21 protein-coding genes and 1 tRNA gene are annotated in these 22,262 nt (G+C 67.6%); 9 read left to right on the top strand and 13 right to left on the bottom strand.

All coding sequences use genetic code 11. The features are described from left to right. Positions 1 to 39: 39 nt before the first annotated feature. Positions 40 to 975, bottom strand: coding sequence for an HhH-GPD family protein (locus GO488_RS00995; RefSeq protein WP_162315944.1), 936 nt, complete (start codon positions 973 to 975; stop codon positions 40 to 42). 84 nt (positions 976 to 1,059) lie between these two features. After that, positions 1,060 to 2,967 (bottom strand): sensor histidine kinase, encoded by a 1,908-nt coding sequence (locus GO488_RS00990; RefSeq protein WP_162315943.1) that lies wholly within the window; start codon positions 2,965 to 2,967, stop codon positions 1,060 to 1,062. A gap of 177 nt (positions 2,968 to 3,144) precedes the next feature. Between GO488_RS00990 and GO488_RS00985 the strand changes: the two genes are divergently transcribed. After that, the gene (locus GO488_RS00985) at positions 3,145 to 3,471 is read left to right on the top strand and encodes a ribbon-helix-helix protein (RefSeq protein WP_162315942.1); all 327 of its coding nucleotides are present in this window, start codon (positions 3,145 to 3,147) and stop codon (positions 3,469 to 3,471) included. Between the two features lie 15 nt (positions 3,472 to 3,486). On the opposite strand, the gene GO488_RS00980 is transcribed toward GO488_RS00985, so the two are convergent. After that, positions 3,487 to 4,749 carry an MgtC/SapB family protein gene (locus tag GO488_RS00980; RefSeq protein ID WP_162315941.1) on the bottom strand — a complete coding sequence of 421 codons (1,263 nt, stop codon included), beginning with the start codon at positions 4,747 to 4,749 and terminating at the stop codon, positions 3,487 to 3,489. Positions 4,750 to 4,831: 82 nt separating this feature from the next. Between GO488_RS00980 and GO488_RS00975 the strand changes: the two genes are divergently transcribed. Then, entirely contained in the window at positions 4,832 to 6,118 is a 1,287-nt protein-coding gene (locus GO488_RS00975; RefSeq protein WP_162315940.1) for an AI-2E family transporter, read from the top strand. 39 nt (positions 6,119 to 6,157) lie between these two features. On the opposite strand, the gene GO488_RS00970 is transcribed toward GO488_RS00975, so the two are convergent. Further along, the gene (locus GO488_RS00970) at positions 6,158 to 6,433 is read right to left on the bottom strand and encodes a PadR family transcriptional regulator (RefSeq protein WP_162315939.1); all 276 of its coding nucleotides are present in this window, start codon (positions 6,431 to 6,433) and stop codon (positions 6,158 to 6,160) included. A gap of 211 nt (positions 6,434 to 6,644) precedes the next feature. Here GO488_RS00970 and GO488_RS00965 point away from each other — a divergent pair, with 211 nt between their 5' ends. Beyond that, positions 6,645 to 6,932: an amphi-Trp domain-containing protein gene (locus tag GO488_RS00965; RefSeq protein WP_162315938.1), complete on the top strand. Its 288-nt coding sequence runs from the start codon at positions 6,645 to 6,647 to the stop codon at positions 6,930 to 6,932. Positions 6,933 to 7,190: 258 nt separating this feature from the next. On the opposite strand, the gene GO488_RS19535 is transcribed toward GO488_RS00965, so the two are convergent. Then, positions 7,191 to 7,337 carry a hypothetical protein gene (locus GO488_RS19535; protein ID WP_164509600.1) on the bottom strand — a complete coding sequence of 49 codons (147 nt, stop codon included), beginning with the start codon at positions 7,335 to 7,337 and terminating at the stop codon, positions 7,191 to 7,193. 217 nt (positions 7,338 to 7,554) lie between these two features. On the opposite strand from GO488_RS19535, the gene GO488_RS00960 reads away from it, so the two are divergent. Both GO488_RS00960 and GO488_RS00955 read left to right on the top strand, forming a co-directional pair. Next, positions 7,555 to 8,268 (top strand): DUF7117 family protein, encoded by a 714-nt coding sequence (locus GO488_RS00960; RefSeq protein ID WP_162315937.1) that lies wholly within the window; start codon positions 7,555 to 7,557, stop codon positions 8,266 to 8,268. Between the two features lie 246 nt (positions 8,269 to 8,514). Beyond that, positions 8,515 to 9,993, top strand: a complete 1,479-nt coding sequence (locus tag GO488_RS00955) for a sodium:solute symporter family protein (RefSeq protein WP_162315936.1) — start codon at positions 8,515 to 8,517, stop codon at positions 9,991 to 9,993. A 30-nt stretch (positions 9,994 to 10,023) separates the two neighbouring features. Here GO488_RS00955 and GO488_RS00950 read toward each other — a convergent pair whose 3' ends face one another. From GO488_RS00950 to glyA, 3 genes are all read right to left on the bottom strand, one after another. Further along, the gene (locus GO488_RS00950) at positions 10,024 to 10,503 is read right to left on the bottom strand and encodes an NUDIX hydrolase (RefSeq protein WP_162315935.1); all 480 of its coding nucleotides are present in this window, start codon (positions 10,501 to 10,503) and stop codon (positions 10,024 to 10,026) included. After that, entirely contained in the window at positions 10,504 to 11,397 is an 894-nt protein-coding gene (locus tag GO488_RS00945) for a bifunctional methylenetetrahydrofolate dehydrogenase/methenyltetrahydrofolate cyclohydrolase (RefSeq protein ID WP_162315934.1), read from the bottom strand. It lies immediately after the preceding gene. Positions 11,398 to 11,480: 83 nt separating this feature from the next. Next, the gene (gene glyA, locus GO488_RS00940; RefSeq protein ID WP_162315933.1) at positions 11,481 to 12,728 is read right to left on the bottom strand and encodes a serine hydroxymethyltransferase; all 1,248 of its coding nucleotides are present in this window, start codon (positions 12,726 to 12,728) and stop codon (positions 11,481 to 11,483) included. A 270-nt stretch (positions 12,729 to 12,998) separates the two neighbouring features. Here glyA and GO488_RS00935 point away from each other — a divergent pair, with 270 nt between their 5' ends. The 3 genes from GO488_RS00935 to GO488_RS00925 all read left to right on the top strand — a co-directional run bounded on the left by GO488_RS00935 (position 12,999) and on the right by GO488_RS00925 (position 17,716). Continuing rightward, a complete protein-coding gene (locus GO488_RS00935) occupies positions 12,999 to 14,960 on the top strand; it encodes a CHAT domain-containing protein (RefSeq protein ID WP_174242478.1) in 1,962 nt (653 codons plus the stop codon). Between the two features lie 193 nt (positions 14,961 to 15,153). Then, on the top strand, positions 15,154 to 15,972 hold the full coding sequence (gene tbsP, locus GO488_RS00930; protein ID WP_162315931.1) for a transcriptional regulator TbsP: 819 nt from the start codon (positions 15,154 to 15,156) through the stop codon (positions 15,970 to 15,972). Between the two features lie 31 nt (positions 15,973 to 16,003). Next, positions 16,004 to 17,716 (top strand): YcaO-like family protein, encoded by a 1,713-nt coding sequence (locus GO488_RS00925; RefSeq protein WP_162315930.1) that lies wholly within the window; start codon positions 16,004 to 16,006, stop codon positions 17,714 to 17,716. A gap of 25 nt (positions 17,717 to 17,741) precedes the next feature. Here GO488_RS00925 and GO488_RS00920 read toward each other — a convergent pair whose 3' ends face one another. Beyond that, entirely contained in the window at positions 17,742 to 18,911 is a 1,170-nt protein-coding gene (locus GO488_RS00920; RefSeq protein WP_174242477.1) for a glutathione-independent formaldehyde dehydrogenase, read from the bottom strand. A 215-nt stretch (positions 18,912 to 19,126) separates the two neighbouring features. Between GO488_RS00920 and GO488_RS00915 the strand changes: the two genes are divergently transcribed. Next, positions 19,127 to 19,279, top strand: coding sequence for a hypothetical protein (locus tag GO488_RS00915; RefSeq protein WP_162315929.1), 153 nt, complete (start codon positions 19,127 to 19,129; stop codon positions 19,277 to 19,279). Here GO488_RS00915 and GO488_RS00910 read toward each other — a convergent pair. The 4 genes from GO488_RS00910 to GO488_RS00895 all read right to left on the bottom strand — a co-directional run bounded on the left by GO488_RS00910 (position 19,276) and on the right by GO488_RS00895 (position 22,179). Next, a complete protein-coding gene (locus GO488_RS00910) occupies positions 19,276 to 20,424 on the bottom strand; it encodes a DUF63 family protein (protein WP_162315928.1) in 1,149 nt (382 codons plus the stop codon). The genes GO488_RS00915 and GO488_RS00910 overlap by 4 nt on opposite strands. A 90-nt stretch (positions 20,425 to 20,514) precedes the next feature. Beyond that, on the bottom strand, positions 20,515 to 21,351 hold the full coding sequence (locus GO488_RS00905) for an inositol monophosphatase family protein (protein ID WP_162315927.1): 837 nt from the start codon (positions 21,349 to 21,351) through the stop codon (positions 20,515 to 20,517). Between the two features lie 54 nt (positions 21,352 to 21,405). Next, positions 21,406 to 21,606, bottom strand: a complete 201-nt coding sequence (locus GO488_RS00900) for a hypothetical protein (protein WP_162315926.1) — start codon at positions 21,604 to 21,606, stop codon at positions 21,406 to 21,408. 489 nt (positions 21,607 to 22,095) lie between these two features. Next, a tRNA-Leu gene (locus GO488_RS00895) sits at positions 22,096 to 22,179 on the bottom strand. Positions 22,180 to 22,262: the final 83 nt, after the last annotated feature.

The following is a 22,262-nucleotide window of genomic DNA, read 5'->3' as shown; positions in this document are numbered from 1 at the left end:
TCTCTGACGGCGAACCGGTATCTCGGTTTCGGTGGGGCGCTACCGCCGGAGTCGGGCGACCGTCTCGCCGTCCCGCTCATCGACGGTCACTAACTCGTCGTCGGCGAGGTCGCCGACCAGTCCGCGGAGCCACTCCCGGCCGTACTCGCCCTCCGGCGCGTAATCGACGCGGATGCGCGGGCCGAGGTCGTCCAGCGCGAGCTCGTCGTACTCCTTCAGCGTCGAGACGACGCGCCCGCGGAACTGCCGGCGACTCCCGTCAAATTCGGGTTGGGTCGGCACGTCCGGCGCGGTGAAGTCCCCGGTCGCGTAGGCGGAGCACCACTCGCGCCACGGGCACTCCGCGCCGTCGCAGTCCGGCGTCTTCTGGCAGGCGACGCCGCCCAGCTCCATGACGGCGTTGTTCCAGACGCGGGACTCCCCCTCGGGCATGAGCGCCTGTGCGACTTCCTCGAAGGCGTCGTCGTCGTCGGGCACGTCGAAGGCGCGGTACAGCACCCGCTTCACGTTGGTATCCACGACGGCATTTCCGTTATTGAACGCGAAGGAGGCGACGGCGTTGGCGGTGTAGGGACCGACGCCCATCAACTTCGAGAGGCCGTCGGGGTCGCGGGGCCACTCGCCGCCGTGGTCGTCGCGGATCTGCCTCGCGGCCTCGTGGAGGTACTTCGCGCGGTTGTTGTACCCCAGCGAGTGGTCGGTCCAGAAGCCGACCACGTCGCTCCGGTCGGCCGCCGCGAGGTCCGAGACGGCGGGCCAGCGGTCGAGGAAGTCCTCCCACGCACCGACGACGCGGTCGAGCTGGGTCTGCTGGCTCATCACCTCCGAGACGAGGATCTCGTAGGGGTCGTCGGTCTGCCGCCACGGGTACGCTCGATGGTCGGCCTCGTACCACTCGATCAGCGCCCGCTGCACTGAGGACGGGTCCGCGGGCACGTCACCGGGGAGATCCGCAGTCGCCGACTGCTCACTCATTGGCCCGCCGTTAGAATCGTCGCGGTTTGTGTGTAGCGGTCGGCGTCGCTGCCGGCGGCCGCTGGGCCGGGACCGCCGCCAGACTCAGTCGTCTACGTCGACCCGCTCGAACTCGCTGTCCGACCAGTCGAGGTCGTCGCCGCTCGCCACGTCCGAGAAGACGAACATCGCGCCGTCCTCGTACGTGCTGTCGACGTAGAGCCGCCAGCCGTGGGCCTCCGCGATGGTCTTGACGATGGACAGCCCCAGTCCGGTCCCGTCCTCGCTGGTCGTGTGCCCGTACTCGAAGATCTCGTCTAACTGCGACTCGGGGATGCCCGGCCCGTCGTCGGCGACGTAGAACCCGTCCGAGAGCAACCCGACTTCGACCGTGACGTCCCCGCCGACGTGATCCACGGAGTTGCGAAACAGGTTCTCCAGTCCGCGGAGGAGACGCGAACGGTCGGCGCGGATGGAACGGTTCCCCGCGATTTCGAGGGTCGCGTCCCCGCTGTCTACGTTCTCCCACGCGTCGCGGGCCACGGTGTCGAGGGCGACTTCTTCCGTCTGTTCGATGCTCTCCCCTTCCCGCGTCAGCGTGAGCACGTCGTCGATGATGGACTCGATGCGGTCGTGAGAGCCCTCGACCTTCTCGACGTGGGTCTGTAACTCCGCCCTATCCGTTTCCCCGTCCAGCGTCGTCAGCTGCGCCGAGAGCAGTTCGAGGTGGCCGCGGGCGACCGTCAGCGGGTTCCGGAGGTCGTGTGACAGCGTCGAGGCGAACTGGTCGAGGCGGTCGTTCTGTCGCTCCAGTTCCCGTTTGGACTGCTCCGCCATCTCCCGGGCCTCGCGGGCCTGTCGTATCTGCTCGGCGAGGGCGTCGCGCGCGTCGGAGACGGCGTCGTAGAGCCGGCCGATCTCGTCCTCGCGGTCGGTCGAGAGGTCCGCACCGAGGTTGCCGTCCTCGATCGACTCGATGCGCGCTCGGAGCCGGACGAGCGGGGTCACCGTCTCGCGGGAGACGACGAGCGCCGCGACGCCCAGCGAGAGAACCGCGAGGGCGACAACGGCGGCGAGAGTGCGACCGACTACCCCCGACGGCCCGAAGAGCGTCGCCCGGTCGGCAGCGGTCACCACGACCCACGGCGTCCCGTCGACCGGCGCGTACGCGAACGCCTCGTCGCCCGCCTCGCCGGTCGCGGTCGCGCCGCCTCTGGCGGTCTCGAATCCCGCGTGCGCGGCGTACCGCTCGGTGTCTCTCGCCGCCGTCGGAAACACGGGGTCGCCCGCTCCGTCGAGGACCGCCGTCGTTCCCATCGCACCGCCGTCGAGCTGTCGACCGTCTACCGTCCCGACGACCAGCAAGACGGCGTCGCGGCCGGCGACCGGGCTGGCGAACGCCATCGCCTGCCGCCCGTCTCGCTCGTAGGCGGCCGACGGCACCACCGCCGTCGGATCGGTCGAGGCCCCCGCCTCGCGGACGGCGGGCCGCCACGCGGGTCGCATGGACGCAACCGACCGTTCGGTCGCGGACCGCTCGGCGCTGGCCGCGACCACCGCCTGTGCCCCCGAGACGTCGACGTAGTGGATTTCGACCACGTTCGACGACGACGTCGCCGTGAGCCGCCGGAGCGCCTGTCGGCGGTCCGTCCCGTTTCCGCCGCCGAGCGCCGGCGTACCGGAGAAAGTCCGTGCCTGCGCTCGAACGCCGGACTGCCACTCGCCGAGCGACGACGCGCGGAGCGTCGCCGTCTCCGTCAGCATCTCGGTCCGGTCGTCCTCGACCGCCTTCCGGACCTGAACGTAGCCCGTTAACCCAGCGGCACCGACGAGAAGCGCGACGACAGCGAGAGTCACCACCAGTCTGGCGGCGTAGTTTCGTCGGACGACCGACGGCACTACGCGCCGGAATCGACCGCGAAGCGTCCGCTCGCGCTCCGGTTCGTTGGTTCGCCCAGTCGGAGCGTCCGCTGTCCGGCCCCGCGAATGAGCGCCGTCGTCGTCTCCAGTCATCTATCGTCGGTGTCCCCAGTACGTCGAGCCGCCACTCTCCCCGAGTGTCACCTCCTAATAAGTATAAAATTTGTGATATTGGCGGCTCCGGACCCGGAACGGCGCGAGGCGTCGATTCACGAGCGTTCCGGCCGCCGAGTCGCAAAGCGTTTCCGCGGCCTCCACTACCCGGGAGACATGAGTCTCGACGATCTGCAAGACGAGATCGAAGCCGAGTACGCCGCCGCCGGCGAGGACCTCTCCGTGGACCTCGACCGGGAGACGCGCAACGAACTGGCGATGCTCTCGGTCGCGCTCGACCCCGAGGACGTCGACGAGCTCGTCCGCCGCGCCGTCCACGACTTCTTCCAGGCGACGGTCGAACGCGGGACGCTCGATTTCCACCTCCGGTCGGGCTACGACTGCACCTACGACGAGTACCTCTCGGGGATGACCTTCGACGAGATGACCGGCAACCAGTTCCCCCAGCAACAGGACGACGACGACCGGCGCTACCAGTTCTGAATCCGCCCGCGGGCCTCACATCAGGAGCGCGACGGCCATCAGGCTCGCGCCGCCGAGGACGACCGAACTCCAGATGGCCACCTGCGTGGCGAACTTCCGGTTCGGGCTGGGCGCGGTGAGCGCCGCCTTGACGACGATGCTGGAGGCCGTCGCGATGAGGATCGCGATCATCGCCGTCTGCTCGCTCTGGATCGTCCCGCTCCGGTAGAGCAACACCGCGGACGTGGTCGCGCCCGCGCTGGAGACGAGGCCGCTTATCGCCGACGTGACGTACAGTCCCGCCGTCCCGAACCGCGCGCTGGCGACGCCGCCGGCCACGACGACCAGCAGGAACACCCCGCCGAACGTCAGTGCGTTCTGCAGCGAGAACGGGCTGTCGAGGTTCATCTCGATGGTCTGAGACCAGTCGGCCGTGTAGGCTGCGACCACAATGCTCCCGACGATGACGGCCCCCAACGGGACGATCGCCTCCACCAGTACGCCCTGGCTGATCGTGAACAGGACGGTGATGAGGAGGTTCCGAAGCGCCATCGCGGCGTCGGCGAGGAGGATGGCCGCCACCGCGTAGGAACTGGCCTCCGGGCGCTGTTTGACGTGGTCCATCATCGTGCCGACGACCGCCGTCGAGGACGCCAGTCCGCCGAAGAAGCCGGTGATAGCGATGCCGCGCCCGCCGTAGCTCTGGACGACGGCGTAGTTGAGGATGCCGATGCCCGCGACGAAGACGACCATCAGCCAGATCGTGCGGAGTTCGAGCGTGACGTCGATTCTCGGCACCGACACCGGGTCGGGCGGCAACAGCGGATAGACGACGAAGGCGATGATGGCGAACTCCGTCGCCGACCGCACCTCTTCCCGCGAGAGCCCCCCCGCGAAACTGTGGAGCTCCCGCTTGAGGACGAGCAGCAGCGAGGAGATGACGGCCACGGTCACCGCCTCGAGTCTGGCCCCCGACGCGGCGAGCGAGCCGATACCGTAGGCGACCAGCATCGAGACGGAGGTGGTCAGCGAGAGGCGCTCTCGGTCCGCCATGAGCCCCTGTATCGCCAGCAGTACGCCCTGCGTGATGACGAGAATCCCGCCGACGATGAGGAGCGTGCTGTTCTCCGTCAGCGTGAACACCGCCGCCAGGAGGCTGATGAGCGCGAACGTCCGGATTCCGGCCGACTTCTCCGACCACTCGCGTTCCAGGCCGAGGAACATCCCGAGCGCACCCGCCAACAGGATGTTGAGGATGACGTCGTACCCCGGCGAGGAGACCAACTGTATCAAAGTCACAGTCCCCGTACTCGGCCGGACAGTAAAATACTACGGCCAGCGAGCGCACACCTTTTTATTGGGCGCTGCGAAAGTGAAACGCATGGTACCGTCCGACGTGGACTGGCCCCGCGCCTTCTGGATCGGCTTCGGCGCCCTCCTCGCGGCGACGCTCCTGTTCATCCTGTATACCTTCATAGGCACGTTCGTCTTCGGGATCTTCCTCTACTACGCGACGCGGCCGCTGTACCGCCGCGTCTACCGCCGCCTCCGCCAGCGAACGCTCTCGGCGCTGCTCTCGCTGTTCCTGCTCGCACTGCCCGTCCTCGGCCTGCTCTACTACACGCTCGCCATCGCCCTCCAGGAGTTCGAACGGGTCGCCGCGACCGCAGACCTCGGTCCCTACGCCGCCGTCGCCGAACCGTATCTCGACGTCTCCGACGCCGTCCAGAACCCCCAGGCCCTCCTGACGGATGCCGGAACCGACACCCTCGTCGAGACGCTCGCGCAGTTCCTCGACTACGTCGGGTTCATCGGCACCGGCCTCGTCCACGTCTTCGTCATGTTCGCCTTCGCGTTCTACCTCCTCCGGGACGGGCCGCGACTGGCCGAGTGGGGGAAGAACTTCCTCGACCACCGCGGGGTCTTAGACCGCTACTTCCACGAGGTCGACCGGAGTTTCCACAAGGTGTTCTACGGCAACATCCTCAACGCCATCGTCACCGGTGCGATCGGGGCTATCTCGTTCAGCCTCGTCGACATGGTCGCGCCGGCCGGCCACGCCGTGCCGTATCCCGCCCTGACCGGACTGCTGGCCGGGGCCGCGAGCCTCATCCCCATCGTCGGCATGAAACTCGTCTACGTCCCGATGGGAGCGTACCTCTCGGCGCAGGCGTTCTTCGCCAGCGACGGCTGGTGGTTCGTCGCGCTCTTCGTCGCGGTCGCGTTCGTCGTCGTCGATACGATTCCCGACCTGCTGGTCCGCCCGTACGTCTCCAGCGGCGTCTCTTTCTCGCTCGGTCGGTTCGGGCGGACCGCGGGCGACCGGGACCCTGCGCCCGGTCTCCACACGGGGATGTTGATGTTCGCGTACATCCTCGGCCCGTTCCTCTTCGGCTGGCCGGGCATCTTCCTCGCGCCGATGCTGCTGGTGCTCGTCGTCCACTTCGCTCGGTTCGTCCTCCCGGAACTCGTCGAGGGCAGAGAGATACAGCCGCGAGCGGTCGATCCGACGAACTTCGTCGAGGACCTACGAGAAGACGGAGCGAGTGAGACCGGGGACGAGGGCGAGAACGAGAGCGGCAGACAGAGCGAGGACCGGCCGACCGCGGAGTACCGACCGGCAGGTACCGCGAGGTCGACGACGCCGGACGATCCCGAAGCTAGCTGAGCGGGTCGGGGAATCAGTACCGGCCGAGGTCGGGTCGTCTCACGCGTCGAGGTACTGCGTCTCCCAGTCCTGCCGAGCCTCGATCTCGCGGCGGCCGCGTCGCGTGAGCGTATAGAAGTTCGTCCGCCGGTCCCGCTGGCCCTTCTCGACGAGTCCCTTGTCGACGAGCGTATCGAGGTTCGGATACAGCCGGCCGTGGTGGATCTCCTTCTCGTAGTACTCCTCCAGTTCCTCCTTTATCGCCAGCCCGTGTGGCTCCTCCAGCCCCGAGATGACGTAGAGGAGGTCGCGCTGGAATCCGGTCAAGTCGTGCATCGCTCTGGTCTAAACTAGTATTATTGTCTAAATCGTTTAAATATGTCGAATCGGAGAGTTTCGCGTTTCCCTCCCCCACATCGAATCCGCTTTCCAGAGGCATCAAGGCGAATCGCGCCGAATTATCACACCGAAAGTTCGAGTCAGTATTTCATCATTCCCGGAAAGGTGATGCCGATGATATTATTTAGCGACGCCGCCAAGGAGGGGTATGCCAGAAGAGACGCTGTTCGAGACAGAACGACCGCTCGGCCGAGACGCCGTCGCCGACTACCTCCGAACGCTCGCCGACTCGCTGGAGTCCGGGTCGGACGTGACGCTTCGCGCGGGCGACCAGTCCGTCACGCTCGACCCTCCCGAGACGGTGGAGTTCGAGGTCAAAGCGGAGCGAGAGGGACCGACCGACGGCGACGGCGAGCTGAGCATCGAAGTCGAACTGGAGTGGCCCGAGAACGCGTCCGAGAGCGAGTCCGCGGACGGCGACCTGCGGATCGAGTGACGCCGCTCTCGGCGCTCGTCGGTTTCGACATCTCGGAGAAACGACCCGCAGAGAAGCGTCTGAGTCGTATAATGTAGCGAAGTAAGTGGAAAGCGGTCGCGAAAAACGCGACCGCTTGCCGCCCTGAATTGGTCCCCGCTGACGCTTCGGCCCTCCAAGCGAAGCGTCACTTGACAGAAGGAGGGTGATGAACTTAAAAGTACCGGCACGCCGCGACTGGTGTTAGTTATCGAATCGGATAAGAACGGAATATAAGCGCTATATATGCTCCTCTTCGAGCACCCATCCCAGCGCCCGCTTGTAGTGGGTGAACATCATTCGGATGCGCTCGTGGCTCATTTCCTCGCTCTCCAGCTGCTCGGTCAGGAACTCGTACTGCTCGCGGACCTCGGATTCCGAACGCATACGCGGGTGTTGTCGCTCGCGGTTCGAGGGTCTTCCGCCCGTCAGCGCCTCACCGTGATCGCGTTCGCGGTTCACACTCACTTCGCTCGCTTCGAATCGCGCTACTGCTCGCGGCTCACTGCGTTCGCCGCTGTGCTTCTTCGAGACCCTTCCCTTCGGTCAGGCTCTCGCCACCCCTCACGGAACAATCTTGAGGCCGGCGAATAGAGAGGGAGACATGAAGATCCGAGGGGACCGCGAGTGCCAGTCCTGCGGGACCCGGTGGTCGTACTACGACACCGGGAGCGTCGAGTGCCCGGAGTGCGGCAGCGTCCACAGCGTCGGCGTCGACGATCACACGGAACACACCGACACGCCCGTCTCGCTGGATCTGACGCGGATACGGAACCGCGTGGACGACGACCCGGCCGACGAGGTCGCCCGCGCCGCCGCGGAGACGTGCCGGGAGTACACGCGCAAACGGGGGTTCATCGACGCGGGCGAGCTCCAACCCCTCGACGAGACGTACGTCGCCGCCAGTATCCTCCAGCACGTCGCCACTGCCCTCGCGCGTGAGATGCGCCCGGACGACGCGACGGAGCTGTACTTCCTCGACCTGCTCGGCGGGGCCGACGCCGGGGAGCGGCCGAGAGCCGACGAAGTCCCGGACGGGCTCCGCACGGCGTTCGGGCTCGCCGTGGCCGAGGCCGTCGACGCCTACCAGCGTGACGTGCGCAGATACCTCGACGACCACCCGGACGAGACGGCTCGACAGCTCTCGGGTCGCATCCGCGACCACCGCAAGCGAGTCGAGGCCCTAGATGGGGACGTCGACCCGGAGAACGCGAACCGCCTGCTCCACGCCGCCCGCGACCTCGGCCGGTTCGTCAGCGGCGACGAGAGCGCCTACGTCACCGCCGACAACTGGCTGAGCGGACTGGACGCGGCGTAGTCCGGACCGCGGCGTCGGTGGGTTGTGTCAAAGTGCGACAGTACTTAGCCTGCGTTAGCAAGCAGAACCGTCTGCGTACAGCGACGCGAACGTGGCCACGTCTGCGAGCACCCCCTGTATCGAGGCACAGGTGGCCGGCCGAGCAGTCACGCACATGTCAACACAGCCTTCGGCGAGTGAGGACGCTCGCCAACGACCTGCGAACCGGGCGGCAATCGATCGGCAGTGGCGATCGGGGGTGACTCCGTGGTAGACGTCACCGATCCGCTGATCCTGACGATGATCGTCTACTTCCTCGTCACGCTCGCCGTCGGCATCTGGTTCGGGCGCGGCGCCGGCGAGGGGTACGTGGAGTTCACGCTCGCGGGGCGGGACCTGAGCCTCCCGGTCTACATGATGACGTACTTCGCGACGTTCACCGGCGGCGGCCTCACGATGGGCATCGCACAGCGGGCGTTCGTCGACGGCATCAGCGCCCAGTGGTACGCGATGGCCGAGGGCCTCGCGTGGATGACCATCACGGTGTTCATCGGCTTCCTCTACTCCTTCGAGGTCGTCAGCGTCCCCGGGCTGCTGGGCCGGGTCTACGGGGAGTACACCCAGTACTTCGCCGGGCTGTTCACCGTCGTCGGGCAGGTGGCGCTCACCGCCGGCCAGACCATCGGGATGGCGTCGATCATCTCCGTCGTCACGGACGTCTCGCTGTCGGTCGCCTTCTGGGTGAGCGTCGCGATATTCGTCGGTCTCACCGCCTACGGCGGGATGAGCACCGTCGCGTACACGGACACCTTACACGGCGTGGTCATCATCGTCGGAATGCTCATCGCGACGCCCATCGCGGTCATGAACGCCGGCGGCGTGGGCGCGATCGCCGGGAGCGTCCCCTCCGGCCACATGAACTGGTTCGGCGTCGGCCTCGTGCAGATCGGCTCGTGGTACCTGATGTACATCACCGTCGCCGGCGCACAGCAACAGATGCTCCAGCGGACGTGGTCGGCTCGGAGCAAGCGAGTCGCCATGTTCGGGACGTTCCTCGCCGGCGCGATCATAACCGGCTACGGCGTGCTCACCGCGGCCGCCGGGATGATCGCCAACGCGCAGGGCGCGCAGATCGAGTCCTCGATGGCGTTCGCCTGGACCATTACGAACACGCTCCCCCCGGTGCTCGCCGGTCTCCTGCTGGCGGCGGCCGTCTCGGCGGTCATCACCGGCGCGGACTCGTTCCTGCTCGCCGGCGCGACGAGCTTCGTCAACGACCTCTACATCCCGCTCCGCGGCGGGAAGGAGGGGCTCGACGACGGGCACCTCGTCGCGGTGACGCGGGTGACGGTCCTCGTCTTCGGCGTCGGCGCCGCGCTGATAGCCCAGAGCGGCATCCAGATAATCGCCATCAACACGCTCGGGATGGGCATCATGTCCGTCCTCTTCGCCGGCCTCGTGATGATGCTCTGGGACGGGACCGTCCGGGAAGCGGGCCTGCCCGGGTTCGTCGTCGGCGGCCTCGTCTTCGCCGTCTGGGAGTTCGCCCTCGGATCGCCCACGTTCTTCGGCGAGGGGCAGGTCGAACCGGCGGTCCCGGCGACGCTCGCGGCCATCGTCACCATCTGGCTCGTGAGCAAACTCTACGACGGGGGCGAGCGCTTCGACGTCAGCCGGGTCCGCGAGCTCGCCAGTCGAGATATGGGACGCATGGAAGCGGAAGAGACCGTCGCGGGAGACGACTGAGACGCCGCGGCTCGACTGTCGCCCGACCGGTCACCGCACGCGCCGTATGAGGTCGTGATCCAGACAGCCGTCCGGAAGCTCCCCTTTCCACTCGACGCGTTCGATCCCCTCGTCGGCGAGGCCGGGATCAGACGACAGTTCGGTGTCCTCGGGCGTCGCGCGATAGGTGCCGAAGTGGAACCGCGTCTCGCGGTCGCCCTCGGTCAGCGTCACCTCGGTCACGGCGAGCAGTTCCCCCACGGCGATCTCGACACCGGTCTCCTCGCGGACCTCGCGGACCAGCGCCGTCTCGCGGCTCTCGCCGGCCTCGACGCCGCCGCCGGGGAGCATCCACCGGCCGTCGTCGTAGACGAACAGCACGCGGCCCTCCCCGTCTTCGGTCAGCGCGCCGACGGCCCACTCCAGTCCGTTCTGGATGCGCGCGCGGTACGTCTCGAACGTGCTTTCGTCGACCGCCCGGGTGACCCGCCGGGTAAACGCGTCGTCCTCGAAGGTCGAGAGCGAGGGCATCTACGGGAGGTCGACCGCGACGCCGTGCTGGAGGCCCGCCGCTTTGACGGTGTTGTACAGCAACATCGCGCGGGTCATCGGGCCGACGCCGCCGGGGACCGGCGTGATCGCGCCCGCCCGCTCCTTCGCGCTCTCGTACGCCACGTCGCCGACTAACTCGTAGCCCTTCTCGTTGTCGGCGTCCACGCGGTTGATGCCCACGTCGATGACCGTCGCGCCCTCCTGAATCATGTCGCCGTCGATCATCTCGGGGACGCCCGCCGCGGCGACGAGGACGTCCGCCTCGCGGGTCTTCGCCGCGAGGTCCTCGGTCCGGGAGTGACACACCGTCGTCGTCGCGTTCCCGCCCGGCGCTTTCTGGATGAACAGGTTCGCCATCGGCTTGCCGACGATGTCCGACCGCCCGACGACGACCGCCTCCTTGCCCTCGGTATCGACGCCCGCGGACTCGATGAGCTTCTGAATCCCATGGGGCGTACAGGGCTTGTAGCGGGCGTCACCAGCCACGAGGCGACCGACGTTCTCGGGGTGGAAGCCGTCGACGTCCTTCTCGGGGTCGATGGCTCGCAGGACCTCGCGGTCGGAGACGTGGTCGGGGACTGGCATCTGAACGAGAATGCCGTCGACGTTCCCGTCGGCGTTCAGGTCGTCGATGGTGTCGTACAGTTCGCTCCCGTCGGCGTCGGGGTCGATCTCGATGTCGATGGCCTCGATGCCGACCTCGGCGCAGTCGTCCTGTTTCATCGAGACGTACGTCTCGCTGGCCGGGTCGTCGCTCATGAGGACCGTCGCCAGCGACGGCCGAATCCCCTCGGCGTCCAGCTGGTCGATGGCCGTCGAGAGGTCGTCGCGAATCGACTGGGCGACGGCGTCACCGTCGATTATCTCTGTCATCACGTGGAGAGGGACACGCGGAGGCAAAAAGCGTCACTATGACGCGGTCGGAGCGTCGAGCGCACCGGCCAGCGGTGCGAGGGTTACTCGTAGAGCGTGTACTCGTCGGTCAGTTCGTCGACGCGGTCGCCGACCTTCGCGACCACGTCCTCGTCGCCGGGGGCGTCGACGACGTCGTAGATGAGGTCGGCCACTTCGCGACAGGCGTCCTCGTCGAAGCCCCGCGTCGTCAGCGCCGGCGTCCCCGCGCGGATACCCGAGGGGTTGAACGCCGACCGGGTCTCGCCCGGCACCGTGTTCGCGTTGAGGACGATGCCCGCGTCTTCGAGGGCTTCTTCGACTGCCTTGCCGGTCGTGTCGGGATGGGAGGGTCGCAAATCGACGAGGACGAGGTGGTTGTCCGTGCCATCGGAGACGAGGTCCAGGCCGTGCTCTTGGAGACGGTCGCCCAGCGCCTTCGCGTTGGCGACGGTCTGTTCGGCGTACGCCTCGAACTCGGGGTCGAGCGCCTCGCCGAAGCCGACCGCTTTGCCCGCGACGTTGTGCATCAGCGGGCCGCCCTGCGAACCGGGGAACACCGCCGCGTCGACGTCGTCGGCGTACTCCTCCTCGCACATGATGATGCCGCCCCGGCCCGCGCGGATGGTCTTGTGCGTCGAGCCAGTGACGAAGTCGGCGACGCCGACGGGCGACTCGTGGACGCCTGCGGCGACCAAGCCCGTGATGTGGGCGATGTCCGCGAGGTGGTAGGCGTCGGCGGCGTCGGCGGTTTCCTGAATCCGCTCGAAGTCGACCTCTCGGGGGTACGCCGAGTAGCCCGAGACGATGATGTCGGGGTCGAACTCTTCGGCGTGGTCTGCGAGGCCCTCGTAGTCGATGTACCCGGTTTCGGCGTCCACTTCGTACTGTTCGACTTCGTAGACCTGCCCGGCGAAGTTCGCGGGGTGGCCGTGCGAGAGGTGGCCGCCGTGGGTGAGGTCCAGAGAGAGGATCTTGTCGCCCGGGTCGAGGACGGCCAGATAGACGCCCATGTTGGCCTGCGAGCCCGAGTGGGGCTGGACGTTGACGTGGTCCGCACCCCACAGTTCCTGGGCGCGTTCGATGGCGAGTTCCTCGACGTCGTCAGCGTACTCACAACCACCGTAGTAGCGCTCGCCGGGGTAGCCCTCGGCGTACTTGTTGGTGAGTTCGGAACTCTGGGCCTCCATGACGGCCTCGGAGACGTGGTTCTCGCTGGCGATCATCGCGAGTGTGTCGTTCTGGCGTGCGCGCTCGCCCTCGAGGGCGTCGGCGACCGCAGGGTCCGTCTCGCGGACGGTGTCGTAGGTCATATCGCACTCTCGAATCCCGTCCGCCAATAATCTACCCTTTGGCCGAGGGCGTGCGACCGAGTGACAGGAAAAATGGGATACCGGGCGAGCGTATCGTAAGACGAGGAATTATATCAACAAACGTATAGCCACGCATATAACGTATTAGCGCAAACCCCGTGTCACATGGTAATAAGGGGGACGGCGGATGCGAGGAACGGTGGGGACTCCCTCGCGACCGACGACGGTGGGTCTCTCTGTCCGGAAGCGATACGGGAACAGTTAGATTCGGTGCGAGAGTCTGCCACGTGGCCGATTCCGCGTCCGACCGACGAGAGTTTCAGCGCCGAGACCGGGCGGCTCCACCTCCCGGGGACGGACGTGACGGTGACCGGACTGGAGTGTAACGCGCAGTATCACCTCTCGCGCGCCGCGGAACTGCCCGAAGGTGCCTTCCTCGTCACCGGGACGGTCGAACGGGCGACGGGCGAGCGAGACGACCCGTTCGCGACCGACGGAGTCCGGGTCCACGTCCGGTTCGACGGGCCGGCCTCGCTGCGGCCGACGCGCGAGGGGACGGTCCTCTCGCTGTGGGAGTCTACCCCGATCACGTTGGGGTTCAGCGAGGCGACGACCGGCCTCGAACGGGTACAGGTCCCCGAGACGGTCGCCGGACTCGCCGAAGGCTTCTCCTGTCTGAGTGCCGCCCACCACGCGATGGCCCCCTCGCGGTCCCATCCGGCACAGCGCGACCATCCGCCGCTCCTGACGACCGGCGAGACCGCGTCGATTCCCGACGAAATCGCGCGACAGCGCCCCGAGACCGGTATCGAACTGCGCCTCCCCGAGACGGTCGAGTCCGTCTTCGTCGCCGCGCCGCTCGCGTTCTACCTCGGCGCGTCGGTCACTGTCGGCGACCGCGACCGCCCCGTGTTGACCGCGGCGGGGACGGACGTCGACCGCGAGTTCTCACCGCTCCCGGGCTTCCAGACGGAGGCCGCCGCGATGCTCAGGCGGGTGTTCTACCTCGACTGTCTGGTCCGGCGGGTGGACCCCGAACGGAACGCCGACCTCGTCGAGGCGTGCTCGCTGGATCCCGAGGCGGTGCGAGCGCTCTCGCCGGCGGGCCGACTGGAGCGATACCTCTCGTTCCCGTCGGCCGCGATACAGGATGGCCTCCCCGAGTGGCATCTCTCGACGCATGTAGACCCCTCGCTCGGTCGGGCCCGGTGCCTCCCGTTCCTGCTCGACAAGTTGAGTCTCGTCTATCTGCCCGATGGCGCTGAACTCGACCGACGGGACCTCCTCGACCGGACGCTCACCGACGCGTATCCGACGCGCGGGACCCCCGCGACGGCGGCGAGGGTCGAACCGAGCGGCGATTCGGCTCGCGTCCGTGCGTGGCTGGCGCCGGGGACGCCGGTCGACGCCTTCAAGCCGACGACCGCGGCCTACGAGAACCGCTATCGCTACCGCGATCGGGGCGGCGACCGCCTCCGGGTGTCGGTCGTGCTGAACGACTCGACGATGTCGGACGAGCGCGGCGCGGTGACCGACATCTACCGGGCGGCGGATCTGCCGATGGACGTGACCGTCACCGAGCGACTGACGAGGGCCGAACTCGCGGACGTCTTCGAGTCCCGGAACGACTTCGTCCACTTCATCGGCCACTGCGAGAGCGACGGGCTTCGCTGTCCAGACGGGACGCTCTCGGCGGAGACCCTCTCGGACGTCCGGACGCGGACTTTCTTCCTGAACGCCTGCGGCTCCTACGACGAGGGGTTGGCCCTCGTCGAGAGCGGTGCGGTCGCCGGGGCCGTCACGTTCACCGACGTCCTCGACCGTCACGCGGCGATGGTCGGGACGGCCTTCGCACGGCTGCTGAGCAACGGATTCAGCATCCACCGCGCGCTCTCACTCGCCCGCCGACGCATCGTGATGGGGAAGGACTACGCCGTCGTCGGCGACGGGACGCACGCGCTCGTGCCGAGTCCGACCAATCCCGCGGTGGTCTGGCTGACGGAGACCGACGCGGGTTACGACGTCGTCTGCGAAGTCGTGACGCCGCGGGCCGGGGAGCGATACCGCCTCCCGTTCGGGAGCGTGACCGCGCTCAACGGCAGGCGGACCGCCCTCTCGGTGGACGCCGCGACGCTCGTCGAGACGCTCGAATCCGTCTCGGTCCCCGTCGTCTACGACGGCGACTTCCACTGGTCGGGCGACCTGGCGACCCGGCTCGCCGAATCGGTCTGAATCCCCGCCTCATACGAATCTACTGTCGAGGTAGGGTGCGCCTACTCGGCAGTCGTATATCGATTTCCAGTAGCTCGCGTACCACATACATTTAACCCATCGGTAAGGTGCGTCTGTGTGATGTGTTCAAGAAATCAACCCGAAACGGCCGATGAAATTAAATGGTTCAAGGCACAATACACCCGCTAGGAGAATGAGTGCAACCCTACTCCAAGACGACATCGGTTCGATGCTGTCGGCGGTGTTCGAGGAGGCCGAGGAGACGGTGTACGTGGTCAACCCGGACAGAGACGCCGTGTCGGCGCTCGTCTCGACCCTGGACGAGCAGGGCGACCCCTCGCCGGTCCGGCTCCTCGCCGACGAGCGCGTGCTGAAAGACGTCATGGACGACTTCCTCGTCGCCAGTACGGCCGCGGACCTCATCGAGGCGGACACCCTCTCGATGCGGATACTCGAAGACGTGCCGGCTCACTCCGTCGCGGTGACGCCGGAGAACGTCTACGCGCTCGTGGCGATCGGCGACGCCGTCGGCGGGCTGGGCACCGACGACGACGACTTCGTCGGGAACGCCTACGACTACTACGAGACGGCCTGGGAGGATGCCGAGGAGTACTCGCTGCGAACCCCGGCCATCTCGCGTGTCCGCACGACGCTGGAGGAGGATATCGGCGAGGCGGCCGCCGAGGACTTCGACGCGGTTCTGGGCTCGCTCGCCACCGCACGCGGCGACGGCGACGGCCTCGACGAGGTCACCATCAGCCTGCTGGTGGCCGCCCGCAACGGCGAACTGCTGTACGACATCAGCAAGTGGGGCGAGGACGTCGGCCTGGCGAGCAAGGCGACGTTCTCCCGCACGAAGACGAAACTCGAAGACATGGGCCTCATCGACACCGAGAAGGTCCCCATCGACGTGGGCCGTCCCCGACTGCGCCTGATGCTCGGCGACGAGCGACTCGAAGACGCCGACGCCGACGAGCTGGCGACGGTCGCACAGAGCCTGCTGGCCGCCTAGGTTTTTCTTTCCCCTCCGTCTCGTCACGGGCATGACCACTGTCGAAGTCGTCGGGAGCGGACCGGCCGCCGAGTCGCTCGTCGCCGCGGTCGAGGACGCGGACGCGACCGTCGCGCGGAGCGAGGGACCGTTCGAAGCCGCCGCCGACCTCACCGTCGTCGTCGGCCCGGTCACCGCGGACACCTTCCAGTCGGCGAACGACCGGGCTATCGAGACGGGGAGAGCGTGGGTCGCCGTCGAACTCGGCGGTATCGGCGGCGTGCCGGCGGTCGACGCGGCGGTCAGCGGGTTCGGCCCGCAGACCGGCTGTTACGACTGTCTCCGACAGCGAGTCCGGGCAAACGTCGATCAGGGACAAGCGCCCGCCGAAGCGCCGTCGACCGGCACCCAGCGGTTCGCGGGCGCGGTCGCCGGGCGGCGCATCGAGCGGGCGCTCGCGGGCGATGGCGCGCTGGCCGGCACCGTCGTCGAACTACCCCACACCGAACGGCAGTTCCTCCCGGTTCCGGGGTGTCGCTGCGACGACTCCTCGCGGTGGCGGCTGCGACGGTCGGGGAGTCCAGCCCACGAGCGGGAGGCGCTCGAACGGGCCGAGGCCGGACTCGACCGGCGGGTGGGCGTCGTCCGAGACGTCGGGGAGGGCGAGTCGTTCCCCGCGCCGTACTACCTCGCGTCGCTCACCGACACGTCGGGGTTCAGCGACGCGACCGCGCCCCAGCAGGCCGCGGGCGTCGCCGTCGACTGGGACGCCGCGTTCATGAAGGCGCTGGGCGAGGGCTACGAGCGCTACGCCGCCGGCACCTACCGCGAAGCGGCGATGGCGAAGGGAACCGCGGAGCGTATCGAGGGGGCGCTGGACCCGGCGTCGTTCGTCGCGCCCGGCGGCGGGGGGTGGGCGGCCGACGGCGAACTGCCGTGGGTGCCCGCCGAGGCCCTCGCTACCGGCGAGGAAGTCGCCGCGCCCGCCGAAGTCGCCGTCTACCCGCCGCCCTCGCGGACGGTCCGGCCGGCGACGACGACCGGGCTCGGACTCGGGAGTTCGGAGACCGAGGCGCTGCTCTCGGGGCTCTACGAGGTGATCGAGCGCGACGCGGCGATGCTCGCGTGGTACTCGACGTACGACCCGCTGGAAGCCGTCGTCGAGGACAGCGAGGCCTTCGACACGCTCCGCCGCCGCGCTCGCTCGGAGGACCTCTCCGTGACGGCGCTCTCGCTCACGCAGGACGTCGACGTGCCGGTCGTGACCGTCGCCGTGCGTCGGGAGGCGTGGCCGAGGTTCGCGCTGGGCACGTCGGCGTCGCTCGACGCCGAGTCGGCCGCCGTCGGCGCGCTCGAAGAGGCGCTGCAGAACTGGATGGAACTGCGGGGGATGGGCGAAGAAAAGGCGCGCGAGGAGGACGGTGCTATCGGACAGTACGCCGACCGACCCGAGGACGCGGCGTCGCTGGTCGAGGCGGAGACGGCTGTCCCGCTGTCGAGCATCGGTCCCGACGCCCCGCCCGAGGGCGAGGCGGAACTGGACGCGCTCGTCGAGCGCGCGACCGACGCGGGCCTGACGCCCTACGCGACGCGGCTCACGACGCGGGACCTCGACGGGATGGGGTTCGAGGCGGTGCGCGTGTTCTGCCCGACGGCCCAGCCGCTCTTCTTCGACGACGCCTACTTCGGCGACCGGGCGGAGCGCGTGCCGGCCGACCTCGGGTTCGAACCGCGCCTCGACCGGGCGCACCACCCGTTCCCCTGATCTGGGGCGGGCGATTCTGGCGTTCTCAGGGCTTCAAGAGGACTTTCGTCACGCCCTCTTCGCGCTCGTCGAACCGCTCGTACATCTCGGGGGCTTCGTCGAGCCCCACGCGGTGGGAGACGATGAAGCTCGGTTCCGCGCGGCCCTCGATGATCATGTCGCGCAGCCGTCGGTCGTACCGCTTGACGTCGCACTGGCCGGTGCCGATCCGCAGTCCGCTCTCGAAGAGCTTGCCGAAGTCGACGCGCAGTTCGCCCGGTTCGTCGACGTGCTCGGGCGGGTTCGGGTCCGACGAGAAGTAGACGCCGACGATGCCGACCTTCCCCGTCGCGCGGACGGTCCCGATGAGGTCGTTGATGACCTGCGAGGGGTCCTCGCGGGACTTGTCGTACGCGCCGTCGCCGTGGCTGTGCCGGCCGCCGTCGATGGCCTGATAGCCGACCGCGTCGACGCCCTTGTCGACCTTGCCGCCGTGCTGCTCGGGGATGACCTCCGTCGGGTCTTCCTCCTCGAAGTTGACCGTCGTCGCGTCGCAGTGCTCCTCGGCGAGTTCGAGGCGGCTCTCGACCCTGTCCACGAGGTAGATGTCCGATGCGCCCTTGAGCTTCGCGCTGTAGGCCGCCATCAGTCCGACGGGACCGCCGCCGTAGACGACCACAGACTCGCCGGCTTCGAGGTCGGCGAGCTCCGTGCCGTGCCACCCGGTCGGGAACACGTCGGCGAGCATGACGAAGTCGTCCTCGTGTTCGTCGCCGTCGGGGAGTTTCAGCGCGTTGAAGTCGGCGTGAGGGACCCGGACCTTCTCGGCCTGTCCGCCCTGATAGGGTCCCATCATCGCGTAGCCGTAGACGCCGCCGGGGGTCTCTGAGTCGGCGTTCAGACAGAAGGCGGTGTAGTTGTCCACGCAGTTGCGACAGTAGCCGCAGGCGATGTTGAACGGCAGGACGACCCGGTCGCCGGGTTCGAGGCTCTCGACGCCGTCGCCGACTTCCTCGATGATCCCCATGATCTCGTGACCGAACGCGCGGCCCTCGTCGATCGTGGTTCGCCCCTCGTACATGTGGAGGTCCGAGCCGCAGATCGCGGTCGTCGTGATGTCCAGAATCGCGTCGTTGGGCCCCTCCAGCTCGGGCTCTTCTATCTCCTCGACTTCCATCTCGTGCGGTCCTCTGTAGACCGTCGCATCGATAGTCATAATCGGGGTTCCCGCTGTCGGTTTCAGCGCCGATTCGGCAATCAGTAGCCTGCCTGCACCAGCAGGCGAGAATCTCGCCCACGTCGTGCGATTCGAGGACGAGCGAGGATACGCCGCTACGGCTCCCAGCGGTGGGATTCCCGCCCGAATCGTTATAGTGTTGGGTGATGTCAATTGACACGGAGAGCCGATACCGACGGCTCAGCAACTAACACATGGTATCCGAGTACGACCTCCCGTGTAGCGAGTGTGGAGACAGCCTCGTCCGCGCCGAAGTGACGACGGCGGACGGGTCGGCGCTGGTGGTCGCGGAGTGTCAGAACTGCGGCGGACGGCACTACCCCGAGTCGGCGCTGCGACAGATTTAGATGGCGAACGTGGCCCGGAGCATATCGCGCGTGCCGGGTCCGAGACCGACGGCGGTGACGGCGACGAGCAACAGCAACGCGTAGCGCGGGCTCTCGTCGATGAACTCCTCGTTGAACAGCCAGACGACCAGCGACGCGACGACGAGCTTGACGATCAGGAACGGCCACGAGGTGCCGATGGCGGCCGTGAGTCCCGCCGGCTGGAGCGCCTCGGTCACCGAGATGATGAAGGCGTTGGCCGGGTGCTTGGGGTAGTATTCGAGCGGGACGTTCAGCGCGTTCAGCCAGTCGGCGAGGATGACGTTGGCGACGCCGTCGATGGCGTGGCCCCAGATGACGAACAGCCCGATGTAACCGGTGCCGTCGTTGACTTCCGGCGCGTACGCGTCGAACGCCTTGTAGAGGCCGTAAGCGAGAAGCGAGGCGATTCCGACCGTCGAGATCAACACCGAGGGGTACAGCGTCGAGTAGTCCGTCGTCGCCGCGACGCCGTAGAGGTAGACGAGCGTCCCGAGGACGAGCGCCGTCCCGACCCCGGCCGTCGCGCGGTAGTAGCTCCCGATGTAACCGCGCCTGTCGAGGAGGACGCAGGCGACGAGGGTCAGCAGCGTCATGAGAAAGACGGTACCGTAGATGATGGGACTGATGATGAGCGAGCTCAGCGGGTACTCGACCAGCGGCGAGACCCCGGCCTCTATCGCTCGGTCGGTCCCGTCCTCAACGACCCGGAGCGCCCCGCCGAGCAGCATGAACGGGACGAACGCGAAGTAGAGCTTCGGGTCCTCCGCGATGTCGAGTCGCTCCAGCAGGAAGTAGACGCCGACGAGCATGTACACCAGGATCAGCATGTAGCCGATCTCGGAGACGATAGTGTACCCCGGTTCGGCGACGACGCGCCCGCTCTGGACGGCCGCCTGACAGCCCTCGTACAGCGGTTCCGGGCCGCTGTCGGTCATGACCGCACAGCCGGCGGCCTTCGCGTCGGCGTACACCGGTCCCCAGAAGTAGTGCCAGAGGAAGCGGTCCCAGACGGCCTCTCGCGCCGCGAGTACCGCGCCCCAGGCGACGGCGACGATGGCGACCAAGGAGGCGACCCAGAGGCGGCCGGCCCCGTAGTCGTCGACGACCCGCTCGAACGTGTTCATGGGCGAGTGAGCGGCGTGCGTCGGTTTCAGGTTTCCGGTCGCGTGCGCGGAGGGCGCGACATCGGCGGCGGGGCCGCCGACGGCTCGGGCCTACTGCACCGCTTCGTTGCCGGCGGCCACCAGCTCGTCGTGGGCCTCGCCGTTGGAGGCGACGAGCGCCGGGCTGTCGTGTCGCCACGCCTCGCCGTCGAGGTCGGTGACCGTCCCGCCGGCCTGCCGGACCATGTGAACGCCGGCGATGGTGTCCCAGGGGTTCATCGGCACCGTACAGATCGCCCCTTCTAGCCCGCCGTCGGCGACGAGCGCGAGCGTCGCCTGAAAGCTCCCGATGCGGCGCATGTCGCCGAACCGCTCGACGACGGCCTCGCAGAGTCGAGCGAACTCCGCGCGGTCGTCGCGGTCCCACCAGCCGACGGGCGCGACGGCGAACGTCTCGGGGTCGGCGCGTTCGCTCACCGACAGCGTCGCGCCGTCGCGGGTCGCGCTCTCCGGCCCGGCGGCGTAGAGGTCGCCCGCCGACGGCATGTACGTCGCCGACCCGACCGGGTCGCCGTCCTCGAGCGCGGTGACGCTGGTCGCCCACGTCCGGTTGCCCCGGACGTAGTTCGCGGTGCCGTCGATGGGGTCGACGACCCACGCCGCCCCGCTATCGGGGACGCCGTCGAGCACGCGGGGGTCCGTCTCGCCGGTCTCGGGGCCGGCGAGGGTGACCGCCTCCTCTTCGAGGACGAACGGGTCGTCGGGGAACTCCTCGCGGACGGTCGCCACCACCTGACTCTGTGCGTCGCGGTCGACCTCCGTGACGAGGTCGTTCTTGTTGGCTTTCGTCTCGACGGCGAGGTCGCCGCGGAACCGCTTTCGCGCGACGACGCCCCCGGCCCGCGCGGCCCGCTCCGCGAGCGCTGCACGATGATGTGCGTCCGACATGGCGGGGGCTGGCAGGCCAGGGGCCTTACCAACTCGGTATCCAGCAAAAGAACGCTACTTCTGATCGGACACTTCCTCGACGGTCGCGAGGATGGACTCGGCGATGTCGCGGGCCTCCTCCGGCGTGTACAGTACCTGATTCCCGAGCGATTGCTCGATGCGGACGTAGCCGTCGTCCGAATCGATGGAGAAGAACGCCGTGTTCTCCAGCGGCGGCACTCGGACACCCGAACCGTCGGCCTGATCGGTTGCCATGCCAGTCAATAACTCACGTTACAGTATAAAAGTACCCATATATTACAAACCGTTAGGATAACGAATAGAGGAGAGAAGGAGTCGCCGCTGCTCGCAGACCCCTCTCAGCGGCGTTCTATCGAAAGTTGCGAGGGAAGATCGCTCCGTGCGAGTCTTCCGGCACTGTGTGCGAGGGACCGTATTAGGTCCTCGTCCCGACCCCTTTCACGTCTCGGGCGTCGTCGCCTTCGGCGACACCGCCCGACGGCGATAGCGGTCGGTCAGTGCGAGGGAAGGGATTTGAACCCTTGGACCGCCGGAAGACTCGCTTCGCTCGCCTTCCGAGCAGTCGCTCGCTGACGCTCGCGACGACCCTACGGGAGCGGATTTCGAGTCCGCCGCCGTTTACAGAGGTCACTCCACAGAATACATCAGGGAAAGTTGCGAGGGAAGATCGCTCCGTGCGAGTCTTCCGGCACTGTGTGCGAGGGACCGTATTAGGTCCAACAGTGCGAGGGAAGGGATTTGAACCCTTGGACCCCTACGGGAGCGGATCTTGAGTCCGCCGCCGTTTCCTGGCTTGGCTACCCTCGCACGCTGTCTCGCGGTCGTGCAGTTCGACCAACGATATCGGGATATAAACCTCTTACACTCTCGGTCCGCGAGCGGGCAGACCG

Origin of the sequence: Haloarcula limicola (assembly GCF_010119205.1) — an archaeon.
Classification (GTDB): Archaea; Halobacteriota; Halobacteria; order Halobacteriales; family Haloarculaceae; genus Haloarcula; species Haloarcula limicola.
This window is presented reverse-complemented; position numbering and strand designations above follow the sequence as displayed.

Bases quoted from the DNA above. Each gene is read 5' to 3' on its own strand.
- GO488_RS00920 (WP_174242477.1), bottom strand. From the start codon at position 18,911: ATGACTATCGATGCGACGGTCTACAGAGGACCGCACGAGATGGAAGTC.
- GO488_RS00945 (WP_162315934.1), bottom strand. From the start codon at position 11,397: ATGACAGAGATAATCGACGGTGACGCCGTCGCCCAGTCGATTCGCGAC.
- GO488_RS00995 (WP_162315944.1), bottom strand. From the start codon at position 975: ATGAGTGAGCAGTCGGCGACTGCGGATCTCCCCGGTGACGTGCCCGCG.
- GO488_RS00990 (WP_162315943.1), bottom strand. From the start codon at position 2,967: ATGACTGGAGACGACGACGGCGCTCATTCGCGGGGCCGGACAGCGGAC.
- GO488_RS00985 (WP_162315942.1), top strand. From the start codon at position 3,145: ATGAGTCTCGACGATCTGCAAGACGAGATCGAAGCCGAGTACGCCGCC.
- tbsP (WP_162315931.1), top strand. From the start codon at position 15,154: ATGAGTGCAACCCTACTCCAAGACGACATCGGTTCGATGCTGTCGGCG.
- GO488_RS00960 (WP_162315937.1), top strand. From the start codon at position 7,555: ATGAAGATCCGAGGGGACCGCGAGTGCCAGTCCTGCGGGACCCGGTGG.
- GO488_RS00970 (WP_162315939.1), bottom strand. From the start codon at position 6,433: ATGCACGACTTGACCGGATTCCAGCGCGACCTCCTCTACGTCATCTCG.
- GO488_RS00915 (WP_162315929.1), top strand. From the start codon at position 19,127: ATGGTATCCGAGTACGACCTCCCGTGTAGCGAGTGTGGAGACAGCCTC.
- GO488_RS00905 (WP_162315927.1), bottom strand. From the start codon at position 21,351: ATGTCGGACGCACATCATCGTGCAGCGCTCGCGGAGCGGGCCGCGCGG.
- GO488_RS00910 (WP_162315928.1), bottom strand. From the start codon at position 20,424: ATGAACACGTTCGAGCGGGTCGTCGACGACTACGGGGCCGGCCGCCTC.
- GO488_RS00900 (WP_162315926.1), bottom strand. From the start codon at position 21,606: ATGGCAACCGATCAGGCCGACGGTTCGGGTGTCCGAGTGCCGCCGCTG.
- glyA (WP_162315933.1), bottom strand. From the start codon at position 12,728: ATGACCTACGACACCGTCCGCGAGACGGACCCTGCGGTCGCCGACGCC.
- GO488_RS00975 (WP_162315940.1), top strand. From the start codon at position 4,832: ATGGTACCGTCCGACGTGGACTGGCCCCGCGCCTTCTGGATCGGCTTC.
- GO488_RS19535 (WP_164509600.1), bottom strand. From the start codon at position 7,337: ATGCGTTCGGAATCCGAGGTCCGCGAGCAGTACGAGTTCCTGACCGAG.
- GO488_RS00950 (WP_162315935.1), bottom strand. From the start codon at position 10,503: ATGCCCTCGCTCTCGACCTTCGAGGACGACGCGTTTACCCGGCGGGTC.
- GO488_RS00965 (WP_162315938.1), top strand. From the start codon at position 6,645: ATGCCAGAAGAGACGCTGTTCGAGACAGAACGACCGCTCGGCCGAGAC.
- GO488_RS00925 (WP_162315930.1), top strand. From the start codon at position 16,004: ATGACCACTGTCGAAGTCGTCGGGAGCGGACCGGCCGCCGAGTCGCTC.